Annotated in this window: 9 protein-coding genes and 4 pseudogenes; 9 read left to right on the top strand and 4 right to left on the bottom strand. The window is 64.4% G+C overall.

What is annotated here, in order from left to right:
• Window positions 1–44 precede the first annotated feature (44 nt).
• From QOZ89_RS41620 to QOZ89_RS41590, 7 genes and pseudogenes are all read left to right on the top strand, one after another.
• Complete coding sequence (locus QOZ89_RS41620) at window positions 45–2,414, top strand: hypothetical protein (RefSeq protein WP_312629679.1); 2,370 nt, start codon at window positions 45–47, stop codon at window positions 2,412–2,414.
• Window positions 2,415–2,772: 358 nt separating this feature from the next.
• Window positions 2,773–3,828 (top strand): annotated as a pseudogene (locus QOZ89_RS41615) (integrase core domain-containing protein).
• Between the two features lie 764 nt (window positions 3,829–4,592).
• Window positions 4,593–8,840 carry a P-loop domain-containing protein gene (locus tag QOZ89_RS41610; protein ID WP_312629677.1) on the top strand — a complete coding sequence of 1,416 codons (4,248 nt, stop codon included), beginning with the start codon at window positions 4,593–4,595 and terminating at the stop codon, window positions 8,838–8,840.
• 802 nt (window positions 8,841–9,642) lie between these two features.
• Window positions 9,643–9,989: pseudogene (locus QOZ89_RS41605) on the top strand (transposase); the annotation flags it as partial.
• 124 nt (window positions 9,990–10,113) lie between these two features.
• A complete protein-coding gene (locus QOZ89_RS41600; protein WP_312629675.1) occupies window positions 10,114–11,187 on the top strand; it encodes an IS110 family RNA-guided transposase in 1,074 nt (357 codons plus the stop codon).
• Between the two features lie 625 nt (window positions 11,188–11,812).
• A pseudogene (locus QOZ89_RS41595) lies at window positions 11,813–12,280 on the top strand (IS5 family transposase); the annotation flags it as partial.
• Between the two features lie 256 nt (window positions 12,281–12,536).
• Window positions 12,537–12,749, top strand: a pseudogene (locus QOZ89_RS41590) (transposase); the annotation flags it as partial.
• 35 nt (window positions 12,750–12,784) lie between these two features.
• On the opposite strand, the gene QOZ89_RS41585 reads toward QOZ89_RS41590, so the two are convergent.
• Entirely contained in the window at window positions 12,785–13,246 is a 462-nt protein-coding gene (locus tag QOZ89_RS41585; RefSeq protein WP_312629673.1) for a MarR family winged helix-turn-helix transcriptional regulator, read from the bottom strand.
• 63 nt (window positions 13,247–13,309) lie between these two features.
• On the opposite strand from QOZ89_RS41585, the gene QOZ89_RS41580 reads away from it, so the two are divergent.
• On the top strand, window positions 13,310–13,678 hold the full coding sequence (locus tag QOZ89_RS41580; protein ID WP_312629671.1) for a VOC family protein: 369 nt from the start codon (window positions 13,310–13,312) through the stop codon (window positions 13,676–13,678).
• Window positions 13,679–13,766: 88 nt separating this feature from the next.
• Here the strand turns inward: QOZ89_RS41580 and QOZ89_RS41575 are convergent, their stop codons facing one another.
• Window positions 13,767–13,895, bottom strand: a complete 129-nt coding sequence (locus tag QOZ89_RS41575) for a hypothetical protein (protein WP_312629669.1) — start codon at window positions 13,893–13,895, stop codon at window positions 13,767–13,769.
• Complete coding sequence (locus tag QOZ89_RS41570; RefSeq protein ID WP_312629697.1) at window positions 13,892–14,317, bottom strand: ISAs1 family transposase; 426 nt, start codon at window positions 14,315–14,317, stop codon at window positions 13,892–13,894. The genes QOZ89_RS41575 and QOZ89_RS41570 overlap by 4 nt, the downstream gene beginning before the upstream one ends.
• Before the next feature lie 146 nt (window positions 14,318–14,463).
• Here QOZ89_RS41570 and QOZ89_RS41565 point away from each other — a divergent pair, with 146 nt between their 5' ends.
• Entirely contained in the window at window positions 14,464–14,616 is a 153-nt protein-coding gene (locus tag QOZ89_RS41565) for a hypothetical protein (protein ID WP_312629667.1), read from the top strand.
• Between the two features lie 358 nt (window positions 14,617–14,974).
• Here QOZ89_RS41565 and QOZ89_RS41560 read toward each other — a convergent pair.
• A partial coding sequence (locus QOZ89_RS41560) for a hypothetical protein (protein ID WP_397428891.1) occupies window positions 14,975–15,230 on the bottom strand: 256 nt, incomplete at its 5' end.

Raw genomic sequence — 15,230 nt, 5'->3', positions numbered from 1 at the left:
ACCAAGTACCCGCGATCAAGGAATAATAAGGCGAGGAGGGAACGATGAGAGGATTGCTGGACGACGAAACTCTCGACGGTGCGCATGTGGCGCGGATTACCTATCGCCCCGCCCGCATTGCCCTGCCTGTTAGCAGCACCGCAAACTTCTTGCAGGGCGTGCAAGACGTCTGCCAGCTATGGGGTGGCGCTACCGCTCCGCTCGTCCCTGTCGATGCCGATGGAGTAATCCGGCCCGAGTACGCCCGGCTGCTGGCCGGAGCCGCCGTTGACGGCGTCTACGGCATGCACCGGCACGGGCTATTCAATCTACCAACTGCCAGAGCCACCGACAAGCAAGGGCGGCGATATCCAGGCATCCAAATGGCAGTAGCGCTTCTCAAGCATGGACAACCTGATGACTACCGGACGGTGGAAACCATTGAACTTGCACCAAACGATCCGTGGAAAGGAATCTACGCGGCTTGCCTAGGACTTCTTCCGGAGCACCCAGCCTCCACAGTCCTCCACGACGGCGGCCTAAGGCCGGATCTTCGCTTTGAAGAGTTCGTCAACATTAGCAGGATCTCTTCAGTGGGATCTCTCGACGATCTCCTGGCCAGGGCGACCACAGACAATGTCTTGAATCCTCGCGAGCTCTCAATGGTCCACCTTCCATACGGAAATAGTGGCAGCTCGACCATCAGTGCCGAAAACTACGTTCTCCCCGACCCGCGGTTTGTACTACGCGATGCGGGCCCGAACATCGTCGTAGTTTGCTCGCCAGAAGACTTAGGCGATCTTACCCTGCTTTGGAATCTTCGTTCCGCGCACGGCGACGCAAGTCCGCTACCTATTGGCGTTCCCGTAGCCGAAGCCACTCCTGACTTAATTTCGAAGCTAATCGACGATCGTCGGATCCCGCGCGGCGGATTCTCTACGCGCTCCATCTACGTGACAAGTTCTAGCCTTTCAGTTGACCAACTTTCCGATATGCTCGGCCAGCCGCATGGCCGCGATTTCGGTCTCAGCAGCTGCGATGAGATTATTTCATTTGGCAGACCTGCAGGCTGGTCACGTGATGAGGCTCTAGTTTGGAAGCAAGGAACTGCGCGATTCGTTCCAATGCCGCCAGGTATTAACCGTGAACTTTTCACCAACCGCGCCTTAGGTATTTCGACTCACATGCACGCAGACCTCGACGTCCTAGGAAACTCATTCCCACACGGTGACGATTTGCGGATCCAGGCGCCGAACTCTGCTTTCTACGCGGGGGCGCTATCCTACAATTCCATGTCAGTGAGGTATCGTTCCCGGCCGTGCGACGCGATCTGGCCTAGCCGGCTCTTGATGGCCAGGTCGGTAGCCAGACGGCGTTCCTTCGACCTCCGAGAGTCGGAACCGGGCCGCGCAGCTAGAATCGCACTAGCGGGTTTGGGCGACATCACCCATATTGATCATATTATTCACGCTCCGCTTCTTTCGCTACTCGAAGAAATGGCGGCGCGACAGGGATTTGGCTGGTTCAAGGACCGACTCCGAATTTCGGGGCAGACTGCTAATCCTATTGATGCCGTTCCACCGACCACCGACGAGCTCCCCGTAAAATCATTCGGCGACTTCAAGAAGGTGTTCGGAAATAATCAGAAAGCAACCAAATACTGGCTACTGTGGGCAGAGAAAGCAAAACTCATAGTCAAAGGGTTTCCGCTTCACTGCGGAGCTTGCGAAGCGAAGCAGTGGATACCGGTCACTGCGTTTGCGCCGCCGATCATCTGTCGCGGATGTGCCAAGGAGATAGCCGAGCCATTCGGCGACCGCCATCAGGTCGACTTCAAGTATCGCCTCTCGGAGCCTCTGCGCCGGGTATACGAGCACGATGCTATAGGGCATCTGCTTGTCACGCGATATTTGTATACAATCTTTCGCGGATACATGGACAGCAACATTGTTGGACTGCATCCCGGCATGGAGATCTGGCGCGAAGGCGCTAACTCTGCCGCCGGCGAGGCCGATGTTCTACTTCTTACCAAAGGTGGCGACTTCGTGCCGGTCGAGGTGAAACGCTCCTCGACCGGATTCAGCGAACGGGAGGTTCTGAAGCTCAACCAGCTCGCTTCGATCCTCAATTCCCCTTGGTCGGTCGCCGCAACCTGCCAATACGCGCAAGATATATCGGACTCCTTTCCCGAGCTAGAGCAGGGCGGAAAAGAGTCCGCGAGGACGCGCGTCATACTCAGCTATGATACCTTGCTGGAACCCTCGCCATTTTGGACACTCGACTCGGATCCGTTCGAATGGCGACCTTTAGAGCCTGCAGAGATTGAGAAGCGTGAGGCAAAATTTATTCGTGGGCTTACCATCCAAGCCGATCGGGGACCCATTGACTGGCTGAGCGACGAGATGCTGGAGCATCCCTCCTTACCGGCAAATTAGTTGCAGCACGCACCTGTTGGCGACGTCCAGCTGCAACTTTGGCCGCCGCTGCCTGCGCTTTCAGTTTTAACTTTCAAAGCCACAGTAGCCACGAATTTGAACTTGCACATGCGGTGGCGAGGAAGAGTTGGTCGGAGCGGACGGCTATGTGAAGCGCACGGTCGGCTCGAACGGTGGCGCGGTGTTCTCGCCTGTATTCGGATGCCGGTATAATAAAGCGGCAGGCGGCACAGCGCTCCGACCTAATCAGAGATAGCCGGCTGCTGCCAGCCCGGGCTGCCTGTACCGTGCCAGAACTCGATTTAGGTCGTTGACCTGCGACTTCGCTGCCCACCACGACGGTGGATGATTGTGGTTCATGGTGGTGCGATTGACGTATCTGGCGATGGTTCGGGTGTTCGGCTGGCTGGTTCTGTTGACGCGCAGCGACGCGGCGCGGACGGCGGAGCTGCTGGTGCTGCGCCACGAGGTGTCGGTCCTGCGCCGTCAGGTCGGGCGGCCCCGGTTCAGCTGGCCGGACCGCGCGGTCCTGGCCGCGTTGGCCTGGTTGCTGCCCCGGGAGGTCCGGTCACGCTGCCTGGTCACGCCGGCGACGTTGCTGGCGTGGCATCGCCGCCTGGTCCGCCGACGGTGGACCTACCCGCATCGGATGGGCCCCCGCCAGTAGCTGAGGAGCTGCAGGCTCTGGTGATCCGCCTCGCCCGTGACAACTCGACCTGGGATCATCGCCGTATCCAGGGCGAACTGCTCGGCCTGGGCCATCGGATCGGCGCGGGCACGGTCCGTCGGTTCCTCGCCGGTGCCGGTCTCGGCCCGGCGCCGCGCCGACACCAGCTGGCGCGCCTTCCTGCGAGCCCAGGCCAGCGGGCTGCTGGCGACTGACTTCTTCCATCTCGACAACATCATGCTGCGCCGGCTGTACGTGCTGTTCGTGATGGAGATCCAGACCCGCCGTGTCCACATCCTCGGTGTGACCGCTCACCCGACCGGGTCCTGGGTCACCCAGCAGGCCCGCCACCTGGTCATGGACCTCGACGGGCGGCTCGACGCGTTCCGGTTCCTGATCCGCGACCGGGACGCGAAATACACGAGGTCGTTCGACGACGTGTTCGCCGTCGAAGGCATCCAGGTCGTGCGGACTCCCCCGCGGACTCCGCGGGCGAACTGCTACGCGGAGCGGTTCATCCGTTCCGTCCGCCAGGAATGCACCGACCGGATCCTCCTCTACGACGCACGCCACGCCGCCACCGTGCTCGACGAGTACGTCCGACACTTCAACGACCATCGGCCCCACCAAGGACGAGACCAGCGCCCACCGAACCACGACCCGGCCACCGTCGTACCTCTCGACAGTCCGATCCGCCGCCACAAGATCCTCGGAGGCGTGATCAGCGAGTGCCATCGCGTCGCTTGAGCGAACAGCGAAACCGCAGGTCACACCCTGAATCGACTTTTGGCACGCTACAAGGTGTGGAGCATGCAATCGCCCCGACGGGGTGCGCCAGGTAGACGGAGGGATGCCGCCGCTGCCCATTGAGGCCGCTGCCAGTGCAGCACGTACTCGGCCCTAACCAGGTGCAACAGGTCCTGCTCGCACGCATCTGGTCCGTTCTGGCCGCACCTGGCCTTGGTCTGCCGGCGGGCCGGTTCAGCTGCTGACGGGCCGGTGATGGCCGGCCTAGGCACGCCGTCCGTCACACCTGCCCGACCAACCCGGGTCTGCCCGTCGTTGTTGCCTGCATGGCTCGTCATCGTCAGATGCAGGGGCTCCGGGAGGTCAGTGGCATTCGGAAGATCACAGATTGGTGATCCGTCGCGGCGGGTAGGTTACCCGGGCGAGGGCGGTCGCGTCGACGAGCCGCTGTGGCGGTGCGCTCGACGGCGTCGATGGTCAGCGCGGTTAGCATCCGCAACGCCCGCGGTCCGCAGGAGGGGCGCGCTGCTCGGCGGCCGCGTTTCGATCTCGTGACCGGGCTGGTGGATCACGTGGAACGGCACCGATGGTGGCTGGAGCCTGCGAGTACCAAGGAGCATGGTCGTCGGAAGTAGGCGAGAAGACGACGGAGCCCTGGTCGGCGCTGCAACGAGCGTATTCTTTGTCGGGTGACGATCAGCCCCAGCTCGCGCGCTCACGGTACGCGCATTGCTAGTCCGTACGCGACGGGCGGGGGAGGAGTCGTGCTCGAACACCGGTACGGTGCCCTACTACTGAGTGGCTTGCTGACCGGTGGCCCATTGCCCGAACTAGGCGATGACGTCACGCCCCAGACGATCGCCTTCCAAGCAAGCAGCTTTAGTCCGGTCGACGACATTGTAATCTCTGGCATCACCGCCGCCCAGGAGGAAAGGAGGGTCTCGATTGGGGTCCGACGTGACCCGTCGTTCGTGCCCAGTGACCGGGCAACGGTACAGTTGATCGCGTCCTATCTTCAGATGCTCGATCGGCATTGGCCGCCAATCGCATCGGGGCAATGGCGGCTGGCGCTTGCGGTGGCCAGTCGAAACGCGCACGTGGGCCAAATAGCGGAGCTCGCGACGTTCGCGAGAGACGCGGCCAGCTCAGATGAGTTCCGTGACAAGCTGGTTCTAGTGAATAAGGATGTACGTCAGCGACTCCTGTACCTCGATGAGGTGGTGGCTGCGGCATCGGAGACGGTCCCTGTCGAATTCGACGTCACGCCAGGTGACCTCACCTGGCGTCTGCTAAGTGCGCTCCGCGTGCGTGAGATTAGGCTGGAAGGTGTCGACGAGACTGACCGAACTCACGCCATCGGCCAGCTCCGCCTCTCGACGGCGTCTGGAACGGTCGCCGCGGCGGATCGCTTGTTTAGCCGGCTCGTCGAACTTGCGGGCAGATATGCGCCCGCAAGTGCAACTAAGAATTTAGCCACTCTATATCGAGATCTATCTGGTTACGATCTTGCGCCAGCGGGGCCTATAGGTAACGCGTTCAATGCAGCTCACACTCGGCCCTTGGTGCGATCCGAGTATCTCGAACGGGTCAAAGAGATTGCCCCTGCCAAATTGCAGGCGCGGGATAGGGAACTTGCAGCGATGGCGGAGTTCGCTCTCGGTGCCGGATCGAGCCCTTTCCTGTGTTGGCGAGCGGACGCATGGGCGGGGAAGTCGGCGTTGATGTCGACGTTCGCGCTCAACCCTCCTGACGGCGTGCGGGTCGCCTGTTTCTTCATAACTGCCCGCCAGCCCGGACAGAACAACCGTGTCGGGTTCAGCGAGGTAGTTCTCGAGCAGCTCCTCGAGCTCCTCGGCGAGCCGATGCCGATGTTGTTGACCGACTCTACGCGGGACGCCCATTTCGCCGGAGCGTTGGCCCGGGCCGCACAGTTCTGCAGTCACTCCGGCGAGCGGCTGATCCTGCTGGTCGACGGCTTGGACGAGGATCAGGGCGTTACCGCAGATGCGGACTTTCATAGTATCGCGTCCCTGCTTCCAGCCGATCCGCCCAACGGCATGCGCGTTATCGTCTCCGGACGGCCCAATCCGCCTATCCCTCCAGACGTTCCTGAGATCCATCCGCTACGAGGCGATGGTACCGTGAGGGTCCTTCCGGCCTCACCCTACGCAGATGTTGCCAGGCGGGATGCCGAGCGAGAACTCAAGCGACTGCTGCGTGGGGCACCGGCCGAAAGAGACCTACTTGGACTACTAACAGCCTCCGGCGGAGGCTTGTCGAGCGCCGACCTGGCGGAATTGGCGGGGTTGCCGTCGTGGGAGATCGACGACCTTCTTGGCGCCGCGTCCGGCCGGTCCTTTGCAATACGCGCTGGGCATTGGCTGCCGGATAGCGCGGTCTATGTGCTGGGCCACGAGGAGCTCCAACAGCAGGCGGTTAGATTCCTGGGTGAGGTTGAGCTGCGACGGCACGGCGCCCGGCTACATGACTGGGCCGATGGTTACCGAGAGCGTGGTTGGCCAGCGGGATCGCCCGAATATCTTCTGCGAGACTACTTTCAATTCGTCGCAGGTGAACGAGATTTGCGACGTGTACTGTTGCTCGCCATCGACGCGAATCGTCATGACAGGATGCTCGATATTGCGGGTGGCGACGCAGCGGCATTTGCTGAGATCGAGACCGCTCAGCAACTTTTTCTTGGTGAACCTCGTCCAGACCTGGAGGCGATGGTTAAACTCGCCTTTCACCGAGACCAGATCGCACGGAGAAACGACTTCGTCCCGGCCGATTTACCTCAGGTATGGGCGCTGCTGGGTCAGTATGAACGAGCCGAGTCTCTTGCCTTCTCCATAAAAGATCCATACCGGCAGGTACAGGCTCTTGCGGCTATAGCCCGCGAGGCCGTATCGGTTGGAGAAGAACGCCGTTCTTATGATCTTCGTGTACGGGCCGAGCGCCTCATCCCGTCGATCCCCAACATTCTCGAACAATGCCGCTCCTACGCCGATGTCGCCCGGGCTGCCGCTCTTGCTCATGACGTGGGCCGCGCCGACACATTGATTTCCACCGCCTTTGGGATGATCGATACGTTGAGTGAGGCCCAGCGCCCGCTCGCCTCCGCCGACGTGGCACGCGCCTGGGCAGCCATGGGTGAACTTAATAAGGCAAAGGAATTGGCGCTCTCGATCGAAAATTGGATGGAACGCTCGCGGGCCCTCGCTCTTGTCGCAGGAGAAGTTGGTCGTCTTGGGCTTTTCCTCACCGCTCTCGCCGTAGCGGAGACTATCGACGACCGGCCTCTCCGTGCTGAGGGGCTCTCGGCGATCGCTAGGGCGATGACGGCGGCCGGAGACACGTCCGAAGTTGCGGGGTTGATCCAAAAGGCGGAGAAACTCGCGGGCGCTATTCGGCATCCGTACCGTCAGGCATGGACACTGGCCGTAGTTGCACACGCAGTGGCGGAAAGCGGCGACGTTGCCCAAGCGATGACCATAGTCCATCGTGTTGTGCGTCTCGCCGCTCGACCTGGCAAGCAAAAGCACCGAACGCCTTGTCTAATTGCGGCAGCACGTGTCGCCGCGATGTGTGGCGAGGTTGACTACGCCGAGGCGATGGTCGTGGGCGTCCCGGGTGGCGTCCACCGGGCGCAAGCCAGCACCGCTATAGCTGCGGGAATAGCGAAAGGAGGCCAAGACCGGTCCGCTGAGGCGGCCGTACGGAAGGCAGAGTTGGTTGCCCGCTCTGCCGGAGGTGGACCCGAATACGACGACGAGCTTTTGACCCTCACGCGAGTAGCCACGCAAGTCGGTTGTGTGGATCTCGCAGAAAAGGTTGCGCGATCAATCGCAGACGAATCACAGCGCGACCTAGCGATCTTTCTAGTAGCTGACGCCGTCGCGACCTCCGGCGACGTGGACCGTGCCGAGCGAATCTCGGCGTCCATTAGGAACCGAGGCGAGGCGGCAAAAAAAGCTGCGACTGGCATTTCGGACGCAATTGGGAACAATGTCGAAGTCGATCGAAGGCGCTCCGGGACTCAACTCGCTCCAAACCTCCTAGGGGGAGGGAAGATTTTCGGTGCCACCGATGAACCGCGCCCAAAAACTGGTGCGCCTCAGTCGGGTCCGGTTAATACCTCATACTCCAGCGACTCGGATGAAAATGACGAATTGCATAACCGGGTGACGGCTGACGTGGCAGTTGAGCACGCAACAGCCAAGCCTTTCGCGCAGGCAAAAATACTCACCCAGGCTGCTCGTGAGGCAGTTCAAGAGCAGGACTTCGAACGGGCCAATAGGATTCTCTCGACAATCACTAATGAGCAGCTACGCGCCAGTGCCTTCGCGATGGTCGCGGAGGAGGTAGCGTGGCGCGAGGGCACCGAACAGGCGCAGCTTCTCCTGGAGCGATCGATTGCAGCTATCGACGCCATCGCCGCAGCAACTCGGCGTGACCCGGCAATTGCTTCGGTTGTCGGAGTGCTGACTCGGTTGGGTTGGCAGATCAGGGCAAGGCAGCTCGCGCAGTCGGTCGTGGATCCTGCATACAGAGCGAGAGCGCTGACCTCCGTGGCTGCAGCCGCAGCAACGCGCGGCGACATCATCTTGGCGGAAAGTATCGCGGCTGAATTCACCGATCCCGAGACAAAAGACAAGATCCTGGCGTCGATTGTGCAATCGTGTGCGAGCAGGAGAGATCTCCAGGGAGCAGAGCGGATCGCCCAGAAGATTACGCATCCAGGTCCTCGCGCTCGGGCTATTCACGCGCTAGCTCAGACCGCCGGCGAGATCGGAGACGTCGAACGCGCGATGCGCGCGATCGAATCGATACCGAATGTTGTCGGTCAGGCTGAGGCGCTTATCGCTCTAGCGCAGTCCGCACCACGCAGCGTGGCTTTGCGCTTGGTGGCCGAAGCTCTGCATCGCGGCCACTGGCGCATCTCGCTCCCGACCGTCGGACGCATCGAGCCAGATGCTGTGCGTTCCTTCCTCAAGGCGGATATCACATTGTAACGGCGATTTATCGTCCGAGAATGTCGGCGCCCGGACGCCAAGCGAGCTGCAGGATCTCCAGATTTTTACGACTGCCGATGAGGTAGGCTTTTATGCGGCTCGTTCGTATTCGAAGATCGTACCGAGAGGAGTTGGGCGCTCGGTCCGGTCCGTCTTGACGCCTGCGATCGGGTAGTCGGACCGGGCTGAACGAAGGTTGTGGCTGCAAAGCCGTCGTTGGTCATTAACCGGATGTGCGGTCGACAGGATCCACCGGTGCCGATCGCTGAGGATCGATTGTACGGTCGGTGACCTCGGTCCGGACCGTGCGGACAAACCGCTCCGTAAGCATTCGCCCGGGCAGCTCGAGGCGGGATCTTGGTCGCGGTTATACTGGCGTCGGCGAAGACTGTGTTGAGACGAAGTGATCTGGAGGGTGCGGCCGCGTGTCGGGAACCCGAAGCCGGCTGGCTGGTCTCTTCGTCACCCGCGACACATCCCCGCATGCGACCAGAGCGCCCTCGGGGGTGGCGGCGTAGCCGCCACCCCCATAGGTGCACGGCGGATGGCGGTGACCCGGGAGGGGTTGTGGTTGCCGTTGACTCGACTGACGCCTCGTGTCGTGCTGTCCGGCGGTTGGTGAGACAGGAAGGTGAGTAGCTGGCGGCCGGGCGCTCGCTCCAGGATGGAAGCAAACCAAGTCATCAGTATAACTATGAATTAATATTGGTGATTTGTATCCCTAGAGCTGGTTCACAAAGATCGGTCAACCACGGCGTGTCATACCGGGATGATCCGGGCGGGCCGGTAGATCTCTGGTGTCATGCGCGATGAGGTGCTGACAGAGCAGCTGTGGAAGCGGCTCGCGCCGCTGCTGCCAGCGCGGCGGCGGCGGTTCCGTTACCCAGGCCGGTTGCTGGTGGATGACCGGGCGGCGTTGGAAGGCATCCTATGGGTGCTGCGCAACGACGTGCCCTGGCGGGAACTGCCCACGACACTGTTCGGGGTGTGTCGGGAGTGACCTGCTGGCGGCGGCTGCGCGACTGGCAGGCCGCCGGCGTCTGGCAGCACCTGCACGAGACGCTGCTGGCCGAGTGCAAGGCCGCGGGCCGGCTTGACCTGCACCGGGCGCTGGTCGACTCCTCCCACATCCACGCGCTAAAAGATGGCATGCATCGGGTGGTTGCGATCACCGGATGCTGAGGATGCGCCCTTCGGGCAGTAGAAGACCTCCTCAGCTCAGACGCATGATGCGTTGATCGGACACGTGTCGCGGGAGCTTGAGGAGGTCCCGATGGCCATCGTAGGCGGGTTAGACATCCACCGGAAGCAGTTGACGTTCGACTACGCCGACACGGAGACCGGCGAGGTGCGCACGGGGCGGATCACGCCGGCGGACCGGGCGCACCTGGCTGACTGGCTGCGCGGGCGGTTCAGCGGGCGGGACGAGGTGACGTTTGCCGTTGAGGCGTGCACCGGCTGGCGGTACGTCGCCGAGGAGTTCGCCACGGCCGGGGTCGGGGTGCTGCTGGCGGAGCCGGCGGACACCGCCGCCGCGCGTGGCCCGAAGCGGCGCGCGAAAACGGACCGCGCGGACGCCCGGCTGCTGCGTGACCTCGTCGCCGAGCAGCGGGTCCCGGCCTGCTGGGTGCCCCCGGTGCGGGCGCTGGAGGACCGGGCGCTGCTGGAGCTGTACCAAGACCTGCGCCGCGAGCACACCGCCTGGGTGCAGCGGGTGCATGCCGTGCTGTTCCACCAGGGCGCCGAACCACCGGGCGTCGAGGTCGGCGGCGAGGCCGGCCGGGCGCGGCTCGCCGAGTTGGTCACCCGGCTCTCTCCGGCCGGGCAGGTCCAGGTCGCCACCGCGCTGCGGATGCTCCAGGCCGAGGAGGACGAGCTCGCGGCGGTCCGCCGGCGGCTGGAGGCCGAGGCGCGGTACCTGCGTGGCGCGCGGCTGCTCGCCGACGAGCTCTACGGGGTCGGCCCGGTCACCGCGCTGGCGCTGACCTGCTGGCTCGGTGGCGCTGACCGGTTCACGTCGTCGCGCCAGGCGGTCCGTTTCGCGGGCCTGGATGTGACCGTGTACTCCTCGGACGGCAAGCGCTCCCCGGGGCACCTGTCCCGGCAGGGCCCGCCGGTGTTGCGGTGGTGCCTGTTCGAGGCCGGCAAGACCTACGCGCGGACCACCGCTCCCGACCATGCGTACTACGCCCAGGTCAAGGATCGTCTCGGCGGGAAGCAGGCCACGCTCGCCACGGCCCGGAAGATCGTCCGCCAGGCGAGTCACTTGCTCACCGCCCTCGGTGACGATGCGTTCGCGCCGGCCCTGCCCCGCCCGCGCCGGGCTGCCCCGCCCCAGGCGGCCTGACCCCGGCCTGATCCCGACCACTCGGGTCACCGTGGTCTACCAGTGGACGTGGCCAGGGCACCACGATCACCAGATGGGGCTTTCCCAGCCGCGGCCAGCTCCTGACAGCCCCCTGTCAAGCCGTCGCCTCGCCACGCGGGGCACCACGGACGGCCTCAAAAGACTGAGCGGCCGCACCCCCGCTGGCGGGGGGCACCCAATCCATCATCATGTCGCCGGGCCACGGACACGGCCCGTGCACCCAGGTAAGGCTGGCTGCCCCCGACCGCGCGCCACCAGGCGCGACCCCAGGACCCGGGGAAACACCGCACCCACCGGAGGACCGAACCCGGACCGCACCGTCATGGCCCAAGGCCCCTCCCTACCCCCCACAGCAGGCGAGTGTCCGCTCCCGGGCGGGCGCGTCAAGGGCGCCTATGGCGTCGCTACGCGAGCGCTGCGCGCCCCTTGACCCACCCACCCGTCCGCGGGATCGGCACCTGCAGGGAGCAGGGAGGATAGTGGCGTGCGCCCCGGAGTCCCCAACAAACCGTTCCAGCGTGGGGCGAAGTGGTCACCTTGACGCTGCAGGCCGATACAGGTAGGGGCGAAGTGGTCACCTTGACGCTGCAGGCCGATACAGGTAAGGGGGGCCCAGACGGGTCCGAGCCCGGTCAACCGGGCCCATCCCGGCAGCAAACACCATGTGATCACCGACGCGACCGGGGTACCGCTGGTGACGACCGTGACTGGCGGCAACCGCCACGACGTCACCCAGCTGATCCCGTTGGTCGAGGCGATCCCCCTCATCCGCGGCCGCCGTGGCCGGCCTCGCCGGCGCCCTCACCACCTGCTCGCGGACCGGGCCTACGACCACGACATCTACCGCCGCAGACTCACCGCCCGGCAGATCACCCCGGTCATCGCCCGCCGGGGAACGCCGCATGGCTCCGGCCTCGGCACGCAGCGTTGGCCCGTCGAGCGCACCATCGGCTGGCTGCACCAGTTCCGCCGCCTGCGCACCCGCTGGGAACGCCGCGTTGACATCCACCAGGCGTTCCTGAGCCTGGCCTGCTCGATCATCTGCCTGCGAAAACTTCGAGGATCATTCTGAAACGGGCTTTTAAAGGGCGTTTGATCCTTTTTCGGGTGTTGACGGCTGGGTTCGTTCGCCGTCAGGCAGTCACGCTCAGCCATCTCTCTCCGTGATTCACGGGCGGTCCGGCCTATTCTGGCCGGTACGACACCTATGACGGCGCGGTGTTCGTACGGAAGATCCTGTCTCATCCCGCAGGCTGATGGTCTGCGGCCCTTACCGGTGACAGCGAGAATTCCGGGTAGGCACCGCCGGCCTGCGGTAGGCCGCAACCATGACCGACGAGCGTTACCCCAGCGACCTGTCCGACGCGCGGTGGAAGCTGGTCGAACCCGTGCTGACCGCCTGGCGCGCCGAACGCCACCAGAAAGGCCTGAACATCGGACGCCCTCCAACACACGATCTGCGCAGCATCCTCAACGCGATCCTGTACGTCGACCGCACCGGTATCCCCTGGCGCTACCTCCCCCACGACTACCCGCCCTGGGCAGGGACACGGCAAAGTCGTAAATTCCGGAGCGGTTACGTCGCCGATGCGGGCGGTTCGGTCAGTGAGGCGATGCACGCGGCGAGTAGGCGCCGCATCTGATCTTGCTCGCCGGTATCCAGATTGGCCAGCATGTCTTGCTCGACGCGGCGAACCGCGGCGCTGGCCACCTTGAGCTGGCGGCGCCCGCGGGCGGTCAGCTCAGTCGGCAGGGCCCTGCCGACGGGTGCCTGTGCCGGGCGGACGACGAGTCCCTGGCGTTCGAGGGCCTGCAGGAGCACGTTCATCGACTGCCGGGTGACGAAGGCGCCGCGGGCGAGCTCGGAGTTCGACAGGCCCGGCCGCTGGGCAAGCAGCTCCAGGCAGGCGTAGTGGGTGATCGTCATGCCGAGCGGCCTCAGTACGGCCTCCAGGGCAGAGTGCAAGGCGCTCGCGGCCGCCTTCAGCATGTACCCCAGCGATGTGTCCAGCTCGATTCCGGGCTCGCCTTGACTCATGTCAGGAGTCTGACATACATTCGGTGTGTCAGAAGACTGACATCCAATGAGGAGGCAAGGATCATGGCCGTCACGGGACCCGACTTCGTTTCACTGCAGGTGCGCGACCTGGAGCGTTCCGCCGCTTTCTACGAGCGGTACCTGGGGCTGAAGCGCTCCGACGCGGGACCGCCGCACGCCGTCGTGTTCGGCACCAAGCCGATCGCGTTCGCCGTCCGCGACGTCGCCGCGGGCACCGACCTGGACGCGATCGCGCAGCCGGGCCAGGGAATGGCGCTGTGGCTGCACGCCTCCGACGCGCAGGACATCCACGACGCCCTCGCCGCAGCCGGCACGACGATCGTCTCAGCGCCCGTCGACGGGCCGTTCGGCCGCACTTTCACGTTCGCGGACCCCGACGGCTACCAGGTGACCCTCCACGACCGCGGCTGAGCCGGGCGTCCCGGTCTTCGGCGCGGCAGGCGCCCTGAGCGGGCTTCTTACAGCGGCAGGCCAGCCGCCAGGGACACGGCAAAGCCGCTCATGCAGTTTGAAGCAGCTTTAGCGTCCGCTGCGGGTCGCGGGCGTGGTGGCGGTTAGCGGCGGCGATGTTGGCCTGGCCGTCCAAGTGCAGCAGGCTGATGGCCAGGCTGCGCAGCGAGGCCATCACACGGGGCGCGTTTCCAGCGATTTATCCTCCTGATAAGTCACGTCGCGGACCCAGTGAAGCCGGTTTTCTATCTCCCAGTGGCCGCGGACCCAGGCCGCCAGGGTGGCGGGATCGGCGTCGCGGTCGCTGGTAATGAGGTACACGACCTCGACGGTCTTCTTGCCTTTCCTCGTGACCGTGCGGCGGACCTGCGCGACCTGGGCGGCGCCGGCGAACTTGATCCAGGCCGGCACCAGCACGGCCTTGATCGTGCGACGGGCCCGGCGGCCGTGGCCCGTACTCACGGCCGAGGTCGCGGGGATCGCGGTCCAGGGTAGCTTCTTCAGCTGCTTGTACAGGGTCGGCATGTTGGCCTTGACGGTCATCACGTAGTCGGCGTGCCGGCCGGTGATGGCCTGCGCGGTGTCGCTCTGCGTATGCAGGGCGTCTTATGGTGACGTCTTCGTTATGCCGATGTGCCGTGGTCGCTGCTGGTGGGGGCGGCGGCCACGGCTGTGAGGTCGGGATAATCAGACGTTGATCGCTGTTCTCCTTCGTGCCCGCGATGGGCACGAAGGAAGGAGCGATCATGAGAGATCCGACTCGGGTCCGGGTAACCGGACCGTTGGCGCGGTATGCGGAGGGATTCCGCGGCGAGCTGACGCAGCTGGGCTACGGGCGGGACGGCAAGCAGCCCGGCCAGCGAGTGCCGCCGCCCGCGTCTCTTCCGCGGGTCCGGTAGCTGGGCAAGGAGATCAAGAAGGTACCGGCTGCGGGCAGCAGCCGTCAGGGAGGAAGATGGCATGAGCGGGCGGGCGTTCCCTCGTGGCAGACGACGGTGAGTGTGAGAGCTTCCATCGTTCCGCCCGGCTCCCGCCCGCCACCCTCAGACCTAAATCCGCCAGTAGCGCTGCTGGAGATCGTCGACGGGCTCCCTGATTGATCGGCATCGGGTTGGGGGGCGGTTTTCCTTGTTTCGGGGATGCGGGAGGTCCGGATGCGCTCCGGGGTAGCGGTTCCGGGTCCTTGGGTGCTGGGAGAGTGGCGGTGCGGTCGGGTGGGATGGTGCGACGGGTGCGCGGGTCGGGCTGGGGTGACCGTCAGCTGGTGACGGGGCGCGGGGCGCGCAGTACGGCGAGGGCGTCGGTGAGCAGGTCGCCGCGGCCGGGTGGCAGGCGAAGGGTCAGCTGGCCGGCGTGGCGGACGAGCCGGCCGGGGACCAGGAGTAGGTCGTGTCGGAACCGGGCGGCGTGCGCGCGGCCGGCGTGCTGGTCGTAGCCGCTGATCGCCTGCAGCAGCGCGGAGATCCAGCCGGCGAGGACCGCTGCCCACATCCAGACCTGGTTGATCGTCGGG

The organism is Pseudofrankia coriaricola (assembly GCF_032027725.1).
In the GTDB taxonomy this organism is placed as follows: domain Bacteria; phylum Actinomycetota; class Actinomycetes; order Frankiales; family Frankiaceae; genus Pseudofrankia.
This window is presented reverse-complemented; position numbering and strand designations above follow the sequence as displayed.